The sequence below is a fragment of the Pseudoduganella sp. LjRoot289 genome (assembly GCF_964252925.1).
Classification (GTDB): domain Bacteria; phylum Pseudomonadota; class Gammaproteobacteria; order Burkholderiales; family Burkholderiaceae_D; genus Rugamonas.
The window spans coordinates 6,132,125-6,147,688 of the sequence record NZ_CAXUPN020000001.1; the positions used below are offsets into that span (position 1 = coordinate 6,132,125).

The window sequence follows — 15,564 nt, forward strand, 5'->3', positions numbered from 1 at the left end:
CTATTCTGCTCCGCGCTCTCCCATCCGAAGAGGACTTATGCGAACCACTATCCCCCTGCGCTTGCTCCTGTGCGTGCTGCTGGCCCAGACCGGCGCTGCCGCCATGGCGCAAGATCCGCTCAGCTACACGCGCTACGACCAGGTCCGTACCACGGACCTGCACCTGGACCTGAAGGCTGACTTCACCCGTAAAACCCTGTCCGGCTACGCCGAGCTGACCTTGAACTGGCTCGACAAGTCGGCCCGCTCGCTGGTGCTCGACACGCGCCAGCTCAGCATCGCCAAAGTGCAGGTGCTGCAGCCGAACGGCCGCTGGGGCGCGGCCTCCTATATGCTCGACAAGCCGGACGCCGAAAAAGGCCAGGCCTTGCGCATCGCGCTGGCCAGCCAGCCGCAGAAAGTGCGCGTCTATTACCGCACCGCGCCCACCGCGCCCGCGCTGCAGTGGATGACGCCGCAGCAGACCATGTCCGGCAAGCGTCCCTTCATGTTCAGCCAGTCCGAGACCATCGATGCCCGCTCCTGGGCGCCGGTGCAGGACACGCCCGCCGTGCGCTTCACCTACAGCGCCCGGGTCGACGCGCCGTCCGGCCTGCGCGTGGTGATGAGCGCCGAGAACGACCAGCAGGCCACCGGCGCCGGCGGGTGGAAGTTCACGATGCCGCAGCCGATTCCATCCTACCTGCTGGCCATCGCCATCGGCGAGATCGAGGTGCGCAACCTCGGCCCGCGCACCGCCGTCTACGCCGAGCCGGCGCGCATCGACGCCGCCGCCCACGAGCTGGCCGACACCGAGAAGATGATCGCCGCCGCCGAGGCGCTGTACGGGCCCTACCGCTGGGGGCGCTACGACATGATCGTGCTGCCGCCGTCCTTCCCCATCGGCGGCATGGAAAACCCGCGCATGACCTTCCTCACGCCGACCATGATCGCGGGCGACCGCAGCCTGGTGGACCTGATCGCGCACGAACTGGCGCATTCCTGGTCCGGCAACCTGGTCACCAACGCGTCGTGGAAGCACTGGTGGCTGAACGAGGGCTTCACCACCTACGTCACCACCCGCATCATTGAAAGCCTGTACGGCGCCGAAGTGGCGACGATGGGATTGCAGCTGGAGCAGGAAGAGCTGTTCGCGTCGCTGAAGGACATCCCCGCCGCCAAGCAGGCATTGATCACGCGCGACCCGGACACCAGCTCCGCCACGTACACCGACGAGGGCCTGGCCTATCCCAAGGGCGCGTGGCTGTTGCACACGCTGGAGCAGCGCGCCGGCCGCACCGTGTTCGACCCCTTCCTGCGCGGCTGGTTCGACCAGCACGCCTTCCAGTCCGCCACCACCGAGCAGTTCCTGGGCTATTTGCAGAAAAACCTGCTGGCCCAGCATCCGGACGTGATGAGCCAGCCGGAGCTGGACGAGTGGCTGTACGGCCCGGGCGTGCCGGCCAGCGCCAAGCGCGCCGTGTCGCCGCGCCTGGCCGGCCTGGACGCGCAGCGGGACGCCTGGCTGAAGGGCGACCTGCCCACCGCCAGCCTGGAGACCAAGGGCTGGATCGCGATCGAATGGATGCACTTCCTGAACGACATCGACGGCAAGGCCACGGTGGCGCAACTGAAGGAACTGGACCAGGCTTTCGGCCTGGCCAGGAGCGGCAACAATGAAGTGGCGTTCCGCTTCTACCTGGCGTCCGTGAAGGCCGGTTGCGACGTGCGCGCGCCGCTCGAGGCCTTCCTGATGAGCGTGGGCCGCAAGAAGTTCGTGGTGCCGTTGTACACCGCGCTGTTCAAGAGCCCCGCCGAGCGCGACTGGGCGCTGGCGCTGTACAAGCAGGCCCGCCCGCGCTACCACCCCGAAACGCAGAAGGCCGTCGACAAGCTGCAGGAGAAGAAATGAAGCGGGTGGGCGCCACGCTGAATGCAGCGCTGCGCGCGGGGCTGCTGCTGGCCCTCACCGCCGGCGTGTACGCCGCGCCCCCGGCGGCAGCGGCGGACGCAGCGGCGGCGCCGGCGCTGGCGGGTGCGGCCAGCGCGGCGGCGGCTTTCGACCTGGACGCCGACGTCAACCGGGTCCTGAAGACCTTCGACGTGCCGGGCATCGCCATCGCCATCGTCAAGGACGGCAAGCTCGTCGCCGCCAAGGGCTATGGCGTGCGCAAGCTGGGCGAGCCGGCGCCCGTGACCGGCCGCACGCTGTTCGAAGTGGCTTCCAATTCCAAGGCCTTCACGGCCGCCGCGCTGGCCATGCTGGTCGACGAGGGCAGGCTGAAATGGGACGACCCCGTCACCAAGCACCTGCCCGGCTTCCAGATGCACGACGCCTACGTCACCGGCGCCATGACCGTGCGCGACCTGCTGACGCACCGCAGCGGCCTGGGCCTGGGTGCCGGCGACCTGATGTGGTGGCCGACCACCACCTTCAGCAGCGACGAGATCATCGAACGCCTGCGCTACATCAAGCCCGCCACCAGCTTCCGCAACAGCTACGCCTACGACAACCTGCTCTACATCGTGGCCGGCAAGATCATCGCCGACAAGGCCGGCAAGCCGTGGGGCGAGGTGATGCGCGAGCGCATCCTGGCGCCGCTGGGCATGGACGGCACCACCACCAGCGTGGCCGCCATGCTGAAGGCGGCCGACTACTCCGCGCCGCACAGCAAGGTCGGCGAGACCGTCACCATCGTCAAGCCGATGCCGGTGGAGAACGCGGCGGGCGCGGTAGGCATCAACACCAGCGCCGAGGACATCGCGCGCTGGATGACCATGCTGCTGAACGGCGGCAAGGCGCCGGACGGCAGGCAGCTGCTGAGCGAAAAGCAGCTGCGCGAAATGTGGACTGCGCAAACGCCGATGAAGATCGCGGAACCGAAGCCGCCGCTGGCCGCCACCAGGGCGAACTTCGCTGCCTACGGCCTGGGCTTCCAGCTGCGCGACTACAAGGGCCGCAAGATCGCCCTGCATGGCGGTGCGCTGCAGGGCTTCTATTCGCGCATGCTGCTGGTGCCGGAGGAAAAGCTGGGCATCGCCATCTTTACCAATGCCGAGAACAGCGGGTCGATGACGGCGCTGCAATGGCGCTTGCTGGACCAGTATATGAACCTGCCGGCCAGCGACTGGATCGCCATCGTTGCGGCCGAGGAGCAGGCCAGGCACAAGGAGGAGTTGGCGAAAGTGGGCAAGGCCTCGTCCGCGCGCGCCGCCAGGTCGCAGCCTTCGCTGGCGCTGCCGGCTTACGAGGGCGAGTACCAGGACGCCTGGTACGGCACGGCCTCCATCAAGCGCGAGGGCGGCAAGCAGGTGATGCGCTTCGTGAAAACGCCGGACCTGGTGGGCGACCTGGAACACTTCCAGCACGACACCTTCATCGTGCGCTGGCGCCAGCGCAATCTCAACGCGGACGCCTACGTGACCTTCGCGCTGAACCCGGACGGCAGCATCGAGCGCATGAAGATGGCGCCGGTGTCGGCCGAAACGGATTTCAGCTATGACTTCGCGGACCTGAATTTCACGCCGGTGCCGGCGCCGAAGAACTAAGGGAGTTTGAGTTCGAACACGCGGCGTTTGCGCGCCGCGATTTCCGTCATGCCGCGCTGGAAGGCGGGGATGCTGTTGAACAGGCGGTCGAAGCTGCCGTCCTTCTGCGCGATGCGCAGTCCCCGCTCGATGCGCGCAGCCAGGTCCGGCCTGGCGCGGCTGACGAAGAAGTAATAAGGCACGCGGTAGTGCAGGAAAATGCCGCTCTCCACCGCCAGGCCTTCGCCGGGGTGCTGTTCCAGTTCCGACCACGCCTCGTGCACGCCACGCGGCATGTAGTCGAAGCGCTGCACGCGCAGCATGGGGAACAGGTATTCATAACCGATGGAAGTGACCACCGGCAGGCCGTTGGCGCGCAGTACGCTGGTCGATGGCCAGTTGACGCCGGCGCCTGCCTTGAGCTTGCGCAGTCCGTCGAGCGTGCGCACGGCGCGGAACTTGTCCGCGTCGCCGCTGCGTATCAGGAACACGCGGTAATCGTTCAATTCCTTCAGCAGCGAGATGCGGATCGGCAGCAGGTCCGCTTCGCGTTCCCTGTCGGTGCCGTCCCACATGACGCTGATCACGCCATTGTTCTTCACCTCCGTCGCCTGGCGCGGGCTGGTGAGTTCGTGCGGGTAGTGCACGATTTCATACGGGCCCGAGGCGGCCGTCTTCTCGAGCGCGAGCCGCAGCAGGCGCGGAAAATAGACCGCGTGCTCCTTGGCGCTGGCGTGCAGCGCCGGAAGCACCACGCGCAGCGGTGCAACGGCGGGCTGTGCCGCCGTGAAGGGGCTGGCCAGGCACGCCGCGGCCGCCACCAGCGCAGCCAGCAGCGTCCGGGACGGTCCGGCCCCTATGATGTGCAATGCGTCTCTCTTCGGTGGAACTCAGGCCGCCTTGACCGGCGCGGCTTCGGCCACCAGCGCAGGTTTGTCATCGGCGATCGCGCGGTACACGATGGCGCCCAGCACGGCGCCCGCGATAGGCGCCACCCAGAACAGCCACAGTTGGCCCACGGCCCAGTCGCCCACGTACAGCGCCACGCCGGTGCTGCGGGCAGGGTTGACCGAGGTGTTGGTGACGGGGATGCTGATCAGGTGGATCAAGGTCAGCGCCAGGCCGATGGGGATGCCCGCGAAGCCGGCCGGAGCGCGGCGGTCGGTGGCGCCCAGGATCACCACCAGGAACATCGCGGTCATCACCACTTCGGTGACCAGCGCGGCGAGCAGCGAGTAGCCGCCAGGCGAGTGCTCGCCGTAGCCGTTCGAGGCCATGCCGCCGGCCAGGTTGAAGCCGGCTTTGCCGCTGGCGATCAGATACAGCACGCCGCCGGCTGCGATACCGCCCAGCACCTGCGCCACGATGTAGGGCAGCAGCTTGCTGGCCGGGAAACGGCCGCCGGCCCACAGGCCGATCGAGACCGCCGGATTCAGGTGGCAGCCCGAGATGTGGCCGATGGCGAACGCCATGGTCAGCACCGTCAGGCCGAAGGCCAGCGACACGCCCAGCAGGCCGATGCCTACGCCTGGAAACGCCGCCGCCAGGACCGCGCTGCCGCAGCCTCCCAGCACGAGCCAGAACGTGCCGACAAATTCCGCGCCATATGATTTCATGGATAACCCCTAGTGTAATTAACGAATTGCCAATCTATACCGGAGTGCAAGAAATGTCCATCCCTGGCTGCGGCGCTTCCATGTTGCCAGCCTGTGTGTAAGCGGGCCGAACTAGGGCTTGACGAACTTCAGCGTCATGCGGTCGCTCTCGCCGATGGCCTGGTACTTGGCGCGGTCCTTGTCCTTGTTGGCGTAGGTAGGCGGCAGCGCCCAGACGCCGCCTTCATGGTCGGCCTTGTCCCTGGGATTGGCATTGATCTCGGATTTGGCGGCCAGCTTGAAGCCGACGCTCTCGGCCATCTTGATGACGTAGGCTTCATGCACGTAGCCGGTGCTGGCTTTGTCGTCCTGCTTCACGCCGGCCGGCAGGCGGTGCTCCACCACGCCGAACACGCCGCCCGGTTTCAGCGTGTCGTACACGCTGGCGAACAGCGTCTTCACGCTGGCGTCGCCGTTTTCGATCCAGTTGTGGATGTTGCGGAAGGTGAGCACCATGTCGGCGCTGCCCTTGGGCGCATAGCTATAGACATTGTTGGACGGCTCGAAGGCGCCCAGCGCCACCTTGTCGTAGGAGGCCGGCACCGCGTTCAGTTTATCCTGGAAGCGGGCGGCGGCCTTGCGCACGTTTTCGCTGGCCGAGCCGGGCGTGCTGCCTGCGGCGATCAGCTTGCCCTGCGGGCGCAGGTAGGGGGCGAGCACCTCGGTGTACCAGCCGCCGCCCGGCGCCAGTTCCACCACCGTCATGGTCGGCTTGATGCCGAAGAAGGTCAGCGTCTCGTACGGGTGGCGCTGGCTGTCGCGGGCCGCGTTGGCGGGCGTGCGCGCCGGATTGGCGAGCGCCGCTTTCAATGCATCGTCGGCAAAGGCGGGGGCGGCCAGGCCGCAAGCAAGGACGGCGCCGAGTATCGATCGTTTCATGCAGTATCTCCATGGTGTGGGACGACGCGTGTCGGTCGTCTGCGGCGATGATCGGGTAACTGGCGGGCCGGGTCAAGCGGATTCGCAGGCTGCCAAGCCGGATTTGTCAGTCGGCCCGCGCTTGCCACTGCTGGATGTGGGCGGGTGTTTCGGCTTCAGTAGCCGGGATGGGCGCCGCGCGGACGCGCTGCAGCGGCAGGACGCCGACCCAGGTGGCGATCGCCATGTCTTCCGCATCGTCCTGCGGGCCGCCGGCGCGCACCTTGCAGGCCGCCTCCTCCAGCGAGATGCGCATCACCGTCGTGGCGGCATATTCCTTGTCGCTGCCGGCCCGCACCTGGGCCTGGCGGCCGGGAAGCAGTTGCTCCATGAACGCCTCCATCGCCGATCGCTTGGCGTCGTCCGGCACCACTTCAAAGCGCCCGTAGATCATCGCCGAGCGGTAGTTCATCGAATGATTGAAGGCGGAACGCGCCATCACCAGGCCGTCGATGTGGGTGATGGTGACGCAGCATTCGTCTTCGGCCAGGCGCTTGAGCATGCGGCTGCCGTTGGAGCCGTGGATGTACAGGTGGCCGCCTTCGCGCCAGCAGGCGGTCGGGATGCAGTGCGGACCGCTGTCGTCGGTGAAGCCGATGTGGCATACGTAGGCTTCGTCGATGATGGCGTGCAGCGTGGCGGTCTCGTAGCTGGCGTTGGTGGGGATGCGGCGTACGCGGGTGCGGGTTGTTGGATGTGTTTTCATAAATGGCAATATAATCATTCTCTGGCTCTGTAAAAAGAGCCAGAACCAACGATTATTTTGGAGCCACGTATGGACTACGCCTTGCTCGTTTCCGCTTTCACCGAGGACCACGCGCAACAGGGCTGGCCACGGCAGCGCATGCTGCACGAGTGCCTGCGGGCGGCAATCCGCAACGGCACACTGGCGGCCGGCACGCGCCTGGTGGCGACGCGTACGCTGGCGGCGGAGTTGGGCCTGGCGCGCAATACGGTGCTGTACGCCTACGAGCAGCTGGTGTGCGAAGGATACGCCGTCAGCGACCGGCGCGGCACGGTGGTGGCCAGTGTCGCCGCTGCCGTGGCAGCGGGAGCGAGGGCAGTCGCACGGTATGGGCAGGACGCCGGCGATGCCGGGACCGTGCCGCACCCCAGCCTGTCGCGCCGTGCGCGCAATCTGCGCGAGGTGGCCGGCCCGGCGAATATGATGGGCGCCTTTGTGCCGGGCGTGCCTGCGCTGGATGCATTCCCCGTCGCGCAGTGGCGGCGCCTTCTGGACAAGGTCTGGCGTGGTCTCGACCCGGCCCAGTTGAATTACGGCGACCCCGCTGGCGAGCTGGCGCTGCGCACCGCCATCGCCGACCATCTGCGTGCCTCGCGCGGCGTGCTGTGCGACGCCAGCCAGGTCTTCATCACTGACGGCACCCAAAGCAGCCTTGACCTGTGCGCACGCGCCTGCGCGGACGAGGGCGACGCCGTGTGGATAGAGCATCCGGGCTACCTGGGCGCGCTGGCCGCCTTCCGTGGCGCCGGCTTGAAGGTGGAGGGCATTGCGGTGGACGAGGACGGCATTGCGCCCACGCCGCAGGACTGGCGCCACCGCCCGCCGCGCCTGATCTACACCACGCCGTCCCACCAGTATCCGACGGGTGGCGCGTTGACCCTGGAGCGCAGGCTGACGCTGATCGCCAGGGCGCGCGAGGCTGGCGCGCTGATCATCGAGGACGACTATGACAGCGAATTCCGCCACGACGGTCCGCCGCTGCCGGCCATGCAGGGCTTGGCGCCGGACGCGCCGGTGCTGTACCTGGGGACCTTCAGCAAGACCATGTTCCCGGCGCTGCGCATCGGTTTCCTGGTCGCGCCACCGGGGCTGGCTTTGCCGCTGGCGGTGATGCGCGCGCAGTCGGCCGCGCGGGGCCGCGTGGCCGAGCAGCTGGCGCTGGCGGAGTTCCTGCGCAGCGGCCAGTTCGCCCTGCACCTGCGCCGCATGCGCCGCCTGTACCGCCAGCGGCGCGACGTGCTCGCGGCATCGCTGCAGCGCCACCTTGGCGCCATCGCGCAGGTGTGCGGGGCGTCGGCGGGCATGCACCTGGCGCTGCGCTTCACGGATGCGGTGCTGGACGACGCGGACATCAGCGCGCGGCTGGAGCGCGAGGGCATCGTCGCGCATGCGCTCAGCACGCACGCGACGGACCGGCGCGACCAGGGCTGGAACGGCCTGATGCTGGGCTATGCGCAGATTCCTGCGGACCTGATCGATGGTTTTGTGCGGAGGCTGGCGGCGGTGGTTCACCTGGCCGCCTACGAAGCTCGTCCCCGGGAGCGCAGGCGGGCTTGAAAGCCTAGTGCGTCAGGCGGTTCTCGACGTTGAAGGCAGTGCCGCCGGTGCCGCTCGGCGTCACGGTCCACAGCTCGCCGTTGCGCAACAACAGGCCTCCCTTGGAGGTGCCGGTCGCCAGGTCGAACTGCACATCCGTGGAGCCCTGGCTGAATTCGATATGCCAGACGGTCCTGCCGTTGACGATGCGCGAGCTGACGCCGCTGCCGGTGAAGGCGATGGCCTGGCCGCTGGCGCTTGCGTCGCCGACGTCCACCGCCGCCGTCACGGTTTCGCCACTGGGCAGTTTGATACTGGCGTTCTGCACTGCGCTGGAGTAATTGAATGTGACGGCCGGTCCCGGATAAGTGCCGGTGGCGACGACGGCGCCCGTGCAGCCGGCATTCGCGTAGAACTCGGTCTTCACGCTCATGAGCAAGGTGTTGCCACCGTTGGCGGCGGCGATGGTGGTGCTGTCGCGGCTGTGCGAGTCGCAGGCGTCGAGCCACACGCCTTCGTACTTCTTCAGCGGGCCGCCGGGGGGTGTGGGATCGGGGAGGGGGGTATTGCCGGAACCGGAACTGCCGCCGCCGCCGCCGCAAGCGGACAGCAAGATGGCGAGAGCAAGGGCCGGACCGGCTGGAATGCGTTGCATGGCGTATCCTGGAGCGAATTGAACAAGGCGGCAGTGTACTTGCTGGAGATGCTGAACAATCTCTCCAAAATACACTTGCCGCCCTGTCAGGCCCGGATTAGAAGGCTGTGTCGAAACGCACGTACATCGAACGGCCGTTCACGCCGAACGGGCAGGTCTCCCAGCAGTACTTGAAGCCCAGTTTCGGGAAGTCGCCGCCGTTGGTCCACTCGGACGGGTAGGTGTCGAACAGGTTGTTGACGCCGACCGAGACGCTGGTCTTCTTGCTGAAGTTGTAGCGGCCGCTCATGTCCACGATCCACTTCGCGTCCCAGGTCTGCAGCGGGCTGAAGCCCTCGCCCTGCACTTCGCCGTAGTAGTTGGCGCGGGTGTTCACGTTCCACTTGCCCAGCGTGTAGTCAGCCGCCACCACATGGTGCTTGCGCGGCTGGCCGCGTTCGATCAGGGTCACCTGCGCCTGGCTGAACAGCTGTTCGCCGCTCAGCAGGTTCGATGGCGAGTGACGCTTGGTCACTTCGGTCTTGTTGAAGCCCAGCTGGCCGGACAGCACCAGGGTCGAGCCGGTGAACTTCGTGGTGTGGTCGGCCACGATGTCGATGCCGCGGGTCTTGGTGTCGACCGCGTTGGTGAAGAACTGCGCCTGGCCTACTTTGAGCGGGTTCAGCACGTTGGCGATCGGGCCGCCGCCGGCTTCAGGCGAGATCTCGCTGGAGAAGACGATGCGGTCCTTGATCTTGATCTGGTACACGTCGGCCGCCAGCGACATATTGCTGGCCGGGCGCAGCACCATGCCGAAGCTGGCGTTGCGCGAGGTTTCCTCTTTCAGCGGTTTGATGCCCAGCGCGGTGGTGACGGTGCTGCCTTCGCGCGCGGTCAGCGTTTCGGTCAGCTGGCCGGCGGCGTTCAGGTTGGTCGACACGGAGCTGTAGAACTTTTGCTGCACGCCAGGCGCGCGGAAACCGGACGACACGCTGCCGCGCAGGCCGATCTGCCTGGTCGGGTCCCAGCGCGCGCTGAACTTGCCGGTGGTGGTGCTGCCGAAGTCCGAGTACTTCTCGTAGCGCACTGCGCCGGCCAGCAGCAGATCCTTGATCGGACGGTATTCCGCGTCCAGGAACAGGGCGATGTTGTGGCGGCCTTCATCGACTGCCGTGGACGGGGTGTAGCCCGGGAAGCCCTGCGTGCCCGATGCCGCCACGCCGCCGTTCTGGTCCTTGATGACGATGGCCGGGTTGTTGGTGCGGCCGTACTGGTAGGACACCGGATCGCCGGCGATGATCTGGTAGTTGTCCTGACGGTATTCGAAGCCGGTGGCCAGGAAGATCTCTTCGCCGCCCAGTTTGACCGGGCCCTTGACGTCGGCGTTGAAGGTGGTCTGGTTGAACTTCAGCGTGCCGGTGTCCGCCTCGAACGGCGACTGCGCGTAGATGCCGCCGCCCGGTTTCGGCTCGTACCAGTAGGAGATGTTGATGGTCTGCTTCTCGTGGAAGGCCAGCTCGCTCATGCCGTGGTTGATGCTGACGTCGGCTTTCCAGTCGTTGGCCAGGTCGCGCCGGTAGCCGAAGGCAAAGGAGCCGTCCTTGACGGTGGTGCGGATGTTGGGCAGGAAGCCTTCAGGATAGACGGCCGGCACGTTGCGGCCATCGCCCTTGGAGCGGAAGAAGCCGGACGAATCGCCGGTGCGCTTGGAGAAGCCGCCGAAGGCGTAGAACTCGCTCTCCTTGTCGATCGGCAGCGCCGCGTTCCACCACAGGTAGGCGTCCTTCGCGTCGCTGTCGCCGATGCGCTGGGTCACGCGCGGCGGGTTGACGCGCAGCGAATCGACGCCGGCGCGGTTGGTTTCTTCGCGCTTGCGCGCTTCCACGGTGAGGTTGATGAAGCCGCCGTTTTCGCCCAGCGCCCAGCCGCGGTTGACGCTGCCGGACATCATGTCGCCGTCGCCTTCCTTGGTCGTGCCCAGCTGGCCGCTTACTGCGGTCTCGTTCACGTTCGATTTCAGCACGATGTTGATCACACCGGCGATCGCGTCGGAGCCGTATTGTGCGGCGGCACCGTCGCGCAGCACCTCGATGTGGTGGATAGACGCCAGCGGAATGGCGTTGATGTCGGTGCCGGCCGAGCCGCGTCCGATGGTCTGTTGTACGTTCACCAGCGCCTGCTGGTGGCGGCGCTTGCCGTTCACCAGTACCAGCAGCTGGTCGGGGCCGAGCGAGCGCAGCGTGGCGGGACGGATGATGTCGGTGCCGTCGCTGATGAAGGTGGTCGAGAAGTTGAACGACGGGTCCAGCGTTTGCAGCAATTTGCCCAACTCCAGCGGACCTGCCGACTGCATGTCCTTCATATTGATCAGGCCGACCGGGGACGAGGTGTCCAGCGCGGTCTTGGCGGTCGAGCGCGAGCCCAGCACGACCACGGTTTGCTGCTCATCGGCGGCCGGCGCTGCGGCGGTCTGGGCGAAGGCGGCCTGGGAAGTGGCCAGCAGCAGGGCGCTGGCCAGAAGGGTGCGTTGGAAGGTGGGGGCTGCGGCGTGTTGCTTGGCTGTTCTCGTCATTGCGATGTCCATTCTCTATCGTTTTTGTATGCGCGGTAGGCTGGGTTAGCCACGGCGGTGCGAAAATACTAACGCGCACGATTGAGCGGACAAAGCATTAATGCATTATTTTGGTGCAGTTGTTGTAAATACGAATAATGTTTATTTTTTTGCGTGATTACTCTATAGAAATATTGTAATCTAACGCATAGCGTCACCGTTATTGCTATTGCCGCAGTGCTAACGGTGCATCATTGTTGATCCAGCATCCATCCCTTCAGACCGTCCACCCAGGCCTTGGCGCGCAGGTTGAGGCGGTTCTTGATGGCGCCGGCGCGCTCGTACAGCACGCTGAAGTCGATCTGCGGCGAATTCTTGAAGGCGACCACGACGATATTGGCGTCGTGCACCTCGGGCAGCCACACCACCGCGTCGAACACCAGCTCCATGGTTTGCAGATTCTTGTCGTAATTGCTGAACTCGCCGAACACATTGGTGGTCATGATGCCATTATCACCCAGGCAGTCGAAGCAGGCCTGGTAGAACTCGGGCGTGTCCAGCACCGGGCCGCGCGCCTCCTCGTCGTACAAATCCACCTGCAGGATATCGACCGTGCCGTGGTTGGCGGGATCCGTGACGAAGTCCAGCGCGTCCATCTGCAGCACGTTCAGGCGGCTGTCGTTGGGAGGCAGGCCGAACTGCGCCTCGCAGATGGCGATGACGTTTGGATTGAGCTCGACGGCAGTCACTTTCGCGTCCGGGAAGCGCTGGTAGCAGAATTTGGTCAGCGCGGCGCTGCCCAGGCCCAGCTGCACGATGTGGCGCGGCCGGTCCTGGAACAGCATCCACATCATCATCATCTGCACGTATTCGAGTTCGATCGCATCCGGCTTGGCGATGCGCATGGCGCCCTGCACCCAGGAGGTGCCCAGGTGCAGCGAGCGCACGCCCTGGAATTCGGTTATGGTGGCCGGCGGATGGCCGGGCTGGTCGTAACGGGCGGAAGTGGGAAGTGATTTCATGGCGACAGTTTACCAGCCACACTGCCACCGCCCCCCAAAAGAGGCCAGGGTCAAACCGTAAAAAGGGGGGCCGCGCCGCAATGCGGTGCGATCCGAGCCCCGTCGTTGAAAGCAAAAATGGGCCAGGGTTATTTAACCGCACGGGCTAGGAAAAATAACCCTGGCCCCTTTGTCAGCAAGCGGAGGCGAGGGGCAGGATCAGGGTGACGGTCAGGCCGCCACCGTCGCGGTTGGCGAGCGTGATGCGGCCGCCGTGCGCTTCGGCGATCTCGCGCGCCAGCGCCAGGCCCAGGCCGGTGCCGCTGCGCTTGGTGGAGTAGAACGGCACCAGGGCGTTGGCCAGCACGGCGTCGCTCATGCCGGGACCCCGGTCTTGCACTTCGATCCGGAGCACGCCTTGCTGGCGCCGCACCGCCAGGCTGACGCCGTCCGCCGGCGAGCCGGATTCGTGCGCGTTTTTCAGCAGGTTCAGCAGCGCTTGCTCCATCTGCGCGCCGTCGAAGCAGGCAGGCTCCTGCGGCAGCTCGCCCGCCAGCGAGAAACCGGCCTGGTCCTTGAGCTGGGCGATGAACTCATCCCAGCGGTGCTCCTCGAGGCGCGGTGTGGGCAGCTTGGCGAAGCGGGCGTAGCCGAGGATGAAGCTTTCCAGGTGGCGCGTGCGTTCTTCGATGGTGGCGAGGATTTGCGGCAGGCGCTCGGTCTGGCCGCGCCGCACCAGTTCGGCGCCCGAGTGGGCGAGCGAGGTGAGCGGAGCCAGGGAATTGTTCAGCTCGTGGCTGATGACGCGTATCACCTTTTTCCAGGTCTGCACCTCCTGCCGGCGCAACTCCAGCGTGAGCTGGCGCAGCAGCAGCAATTCGTGCTTGCGGCCGTTCAGGTTGAAGCTGCGGCGGGCCAGGTGGTAGACCTCATCGTCCTCGGCCTCGCCGGTGGTAAACAGGCCGTCGCCGCCGCGCGCCATGGCGTCCACCAGCGCGGGCGCGGCGTCTTCGAGGATGGCGTCCAGGCGGTGGCCTTCAAGGCGGCGGCCCTGGTGCAGCAGCTGGCGCGCGGCGATGTTGGCGTAGACGATGGGGCCGCCGTCGCTGACCAGCAGCATGGCCACCGGCGTGTTCTGCACCATGGTGTCGAGCAGCAGCTCGCGCTGCACCAGGCCGAGACGCTGTTCGCGCAGCACCTGGCCCAGCGCGTTGTGCGCGCCGACCAGGTCGCTCAGTTCGTCGTTTTGCGGCCAGTGCAGGCTGAAGGAGAAGTCGCCGTCCTGGTAGCTGGTGACGGTGCCGGTCAGGGCGCGGAACAGCGACAGGATGTGTTCGAGCTGGGCGCGGATGGTAATCATGGCCAGCGGGATCACGGCCAGCAGGCAGATGGCGGTCACCAGCAGGGGCTGGTCGGGCAGCAGCCGCGTCAGCGCGAGCGCGATCAGGATGCCCAGCGTGAGCAGCGTGCCGACCAGCGCCGACCAGCGCGTGAGCAGGGAGAGGCGTATCCCTTTTTCGCGCCGGCTCATGGCTGGCTGCCTCCGCAGTCTTGGCAGGCGGCGGAACGGGTGGCGCGGCCGCCTTGCTGCGCTGGGGATGCGCTGCGGCGGGCCGGGCGCTGCGCGGTGACCGTGGCGCGGTCGCGCATCATGCGCGGGCGATGCCGAGCCGCTCCATGCGGCGGTACAGGGCCTGGCGCGACAGGCCCAGCTCGGCGGCCGCTTGCGCCACCACGCCGTGCGCGCGCTGCAGCGCCTGCGCGATGGCGTCGCGGTCCGGTTCCGCGTCGGCCGCAGCGGCAGCCAAGGCCGAGGCGGGTGCCGTGGCGGCGGCCGGCAGGCCGAGATCGGCCGCCGTGATGACGTCGCCGCCGGCCAGCAGGCAGGCACGCTGCATCACGTTTTTCAGCTCGCGCACATTGCCCGGCCACGGATGCGCCTGCAGCACCGCCTGCGCGCGCGCATCCAGTGTCTTGCGCCCGCCCAGGAAATGCAGGGCCAGCGGCAGGATGTCGGCCGGCCGCGCGGCCAGCGGCGGCAGGGTCAGCTCGATCACGTTCAGGCGGTAGAACAGGTCCTCGCGGAAGGTCCCGGCCCGTATCATGGCCTGCAGGTCGGCGTTGGTGGCGCTGACCACGCGCACCCGCACCTGCCGCTCGCGGTTCGAACCGAGCCGCTCGAAGCGGCCCGTTTCGAGCACGCGCAGCAGCTTCATCTGCCCGGCCAGCGGCAGGTTGCCGATTTCGTCGAGGAACAGGGTGCCGCCGTCGGCCGCCTCGAACTTGCCCTCGCGCGCCTTGGAGGCGCCGGTATAGGCGCCGGCGTCGGCGCCGAACAGTTCGGCTTCGATCAGTTCGGCGGGCAGGGCGCCGCAGTTGAGCACGACGAAGGGGCCGTCCCGCACGGCCGAATTGGCCTGGATGATGTCGGCGATGCGCTCCTTGCCGGTGCCGTTCGGGCCGCTGATCAGGACGGGCACGTCGGAGCGGGCCACCTGACAAGCCAGGTGGATCACGCGTTCGGTGGCCGGGTCCTGCCAGACCATGCCGCGCAGGTCGTGCTGCTCCAGGTCGCGGCGCTGGCGCAGGTCGCTGCGCATGCGCTGCGACAGCGCGCGGTTGGCCTGGCCCAGTTCGATCAGGTTGGTGACGGTGGCGATCAGGCGCTTGTCATCCCACGGCTTGGCCAGGTAGTCGGCGGCGCCGGCCTTGATCAGGCCGACGGCCGCGTCCAGGTGGGTCCAGGCGGTGAGCAGGATCACGGGCAGGTCGGGGTGGCGCTTGCGGATGGCGCGGAACAGCGCCACGCCTTCCTCGCCGGAGGTGGTGTCGGCGCTGAAGTTCATGTCCTGCACCACCAGGTCGATGCTGGCGCTGCGCTGCTCCAGCAGGGCCAGTCCTTCCTCGGGCGAGGCGGCGCGCAGCGCGTCGATGTCGTGCAGCGAAAACAGGACTTCGAGCGCGACGGCGATGGCGGCGTTGTCGTCGATGATCAGTACGGTAGGCATCCCGCCAGC

12 protein-coding genes are annotated in these 15,564 nt (G+C 66.9%); 3 read left to right on the plus strand and 9 right to left on the minus strand.

From position 1 onward, the window contains the following. Positions 1-37: 37 nt before the first annotated feature. Together ACSQ8Y_RS26355 and ACSQ8Y_RS26360 are read left to right on the plus strand one after the other, a co-directional pair. Positions 38-1,891, plus strand: a complete 1,854-nt coding sequence (locus ACSQ8Y_RS26355) for a M1 family metallopeptidase (RefSeq protein WP_436269358.1) — start codon at positions 38-40, stop codon at positions 1,889-1,891. Beyond that, positions 1,888-3,528: a serine hydrolase gene (locus ACSQ8Y_RS26360; protein WP_436269359.1), complete on the plus strand. Its 1,641-nt coding sequence runs from the start codon at positions 1,888-1,890 to the stop codon at positions 3,526-3,528. Before ACSQ8Y_RS26355 ends, ACSQ8Y_RS26360 begins: the two co-directional genes overlap by 4 nt. Here the strand turns inward: ACSQ8Y_RS26360 and ACSQ8Y_RS26365 are convergent. The 4 genes from ACSQ8Y_RS26365 to ACSQ8Y_RS26380 form a co-directional block, all read right to left on the minus strand. Next, positions 3,525-4,376 carry a hypothetical protein gene (locus ACSQ8Y_RS26365; RefSeq protein WP_436269360.1) on the minus strand — a complete coding sequence of 284 codons (852 nt, stop codon included), beginning with the start codon at positions 4,374-4,376 and terminating at the stop codon, positions 3,525-3,527. The two genes, ACSQ8Y_RS26360 and ACSQ8Y_RS26365, sit on opposite strands and share 4 nt — an antisense overlap. A gap of 21 nt (positions 4,377-4,397) precedes the next feature. Beyond that, positions 4,398-5,123: an aquaporin Z gene (aqpZ, locus tag ACSQ8Y_RS26370; protein ID WP_436269361.1), complete on the minus strand. Its 726-nt coding sequence runs from the start codon at positions 5,121-5,123 to the stop codon at positions 4,398-4,400. 111 nt (positions 5,124-5,234) lie between these two features. Next, a complete protein-coding gene (locus tag ACSQ8Y_RS26375) occupies positions 5,235-6,041 on the minus strand; it encodes a class I SAM-dependent methyltransferase (protein ID WP_436269362.1) in 807 nt (268 codons plus the stop codon). Between the two features lie 106 nt (positions 6,042-6,147). Continuing rightward, positions 6,148-6,786 (minus strand): pyridoxamine 5'-phosphate oxidase family protein, encoded by a 639-nt coding sequence (locus ACSQ8Y_RS26380; protein ID WP_436269363.1) that lies wholly within the window; start codon positions 6,784-6,786, stop codon positions 6,148-6,150. Between the two features lie 69 nt (positions 6,787-6,855). Between ACSQ8Y_RS26380 and ACSQ8Y_RS26385 the strand changes: the two genes are divergently transcribed. Next, positions 6,856-8,382: a PLP-dependent aminotransferase family protein gene (locus ACSQ8Y_RS26385; RefSeq protein ID WP_436269364.1), complete on the plus strand. Its 1,527-nt coding sequence runs from the start codon at positions 6,856-6,858 to the stop codon at positions 8,380-8,382. Positions 8,383-8,386: 4 nt separating this feature from the next. Here the strand turns inward: ACSQ8Y_RS26385 and ACSQ8Y_RS26390 are convergent, their stop codons facing one another. From ACSQ8Y_RS26390 to ACSQ8Y_RS26410, 5 genes are all read right to left on the minus strand, one after another. Then, positions 8,387-9,016, minus strand: a complete 630-nt coding sequence (locus ACSQ8Y_RS26390; protein WP_436269365.1) for a hypothetical protein — start codon at positions 9,014-9,016, stop codon at positions 8,387-8,389. A gap of 97 nt (positions 9,017-9,113) precedes the next feature. Next, positions 9,114-11,567 (minus strand): TonB-dependent receptor plug domain-containing protein, encoded by a 2,454-nt coding sequence (locus tag ACSQ8Y_RS26395; RefSeq protein ID WP_436269366.1) that lies wholly within the window; start codon positions 11,565-11,567, stop codon positions 9,114-9,116. Positions 11,568-11,797: 230 nt separating this feature from the next. Beyond that, on the minus strand, positions 11,798-12,568 hold the full coding sequence (locus tag ACSQ8Y_RS26400) for a spermidine synthase (protein WP_436269367.1): 771 nt from the start codon (positions 12,566-12,568) through the stop codon (positions 11,798-11,800). A gap of 172 nt (positions 12,569-12,740) precedes the next feature. Continuing rightward, positions 12,741-14,078 carry a sensor histidine kinase gene (locus tag ACSQ8Y_RS26405; protein ID WP_436269368.1) on the minus strand — a complete coding sequence of 446 codons (1,338 nt, stop codon included), beginning with the start codon at positions 14,076-14,078 and terminating at the stop codon, positions 12,741-12,743. Positions 14,079-14,196: 118 nt separating this feature from the next. Then, positions 14,197-15,555 (minus strand): sigma-54-dependent transcriptional regulator, encoded by a 1,359-nt coding sequence (locus ACSQ8Y_RS26410; RefSeq protein ID WP_436269369.1) that lies wholly within the window; start codon positions 15,553-15,555, stop codon positions 14,197-14,199. Between the last annotated feature and the right edge of the window lie 9 nt (positions 15,556-15,564).

Coding starts and splice junctions, on each gene's coding strand:
- ACSQ8Y_RS26375 (WP_436269362.1), bottom strand. CDS start 6,041: ATGAAACGATCGATACTCGGCGCCGTCCTTGCTTGCGGCCTGGCCGCC.
- ACSQ8Y_RS26390 (WP_436269365.1), bottom strand. CDS start 9,016: ATGCAACGCATTCCAGCCGGTCCGGCCCTTGCTCTCGCCATCTTGCTG.
- ACSQ8Y_RS26360 (WP_436269359.1), top strand. CDS start 1,888: ATGAAGCGGGTGGGCGCCACGCTGAATGCAGCGCTGCGCGCGGGGCTG.
- ACSQ8Y_RS26385 (WP_436269364.1), top strand. CDS start 6,856: ATGGACTACGCCTTGCTCGTTTCCGCTTTCACCGAGGACCACGCGCAA.
- ACSQ8Y_RS26380 (WP_436269363.1), bottom strand. CDS start 6,786: ATGAAAACACATCCAACAACCCGCACCCGCGTACGCCGCATCCCCACC.
- ACSQ8Y_RS26400 (WP_436269367.1), bottom strand. CDS start 12,568: ATGAAATCACTTCCCACTTCCGCCCGTTACGACCAGCCCGGCCATCCG.
- ACSQ8Y_RS26355 (WP_436269358.1), top strand. CDS start 38: ATGCGAACCACTATCCCCCTGCGCTTGCTCCTGTGCGTGCTGCTGGCC.
- ACSQ8Y_RS26395 (WP_436269366.1), bottom strand. CDS start 11,567: ATGACGAGAACAGCCAAGCAACACGCCGCAGCCCCCACCTTCCAACGC.
- aqpZ (WP_436269361.1), bottom strand. CDS start 5,123: ATGAAATCATATGGCGCGGAATTTGTCGGCACGTTCTGGCTCGTGCTG.
- ACSQ8Y_RS26405 (WP_436269368.1), bottom strand. CDS start 14,078: ATGAGCCGGCGCGAAAAAGGGATACGCCTCTCCCTGCTCACGCGCTGG.
- ACSQ8Y_RS26410 (WP_436269369.1), bottom strand. CDS start 15,555: ATGCCTACCGTACTGATCATCGACGACAACGCCGCCATCGCCGTCGCG.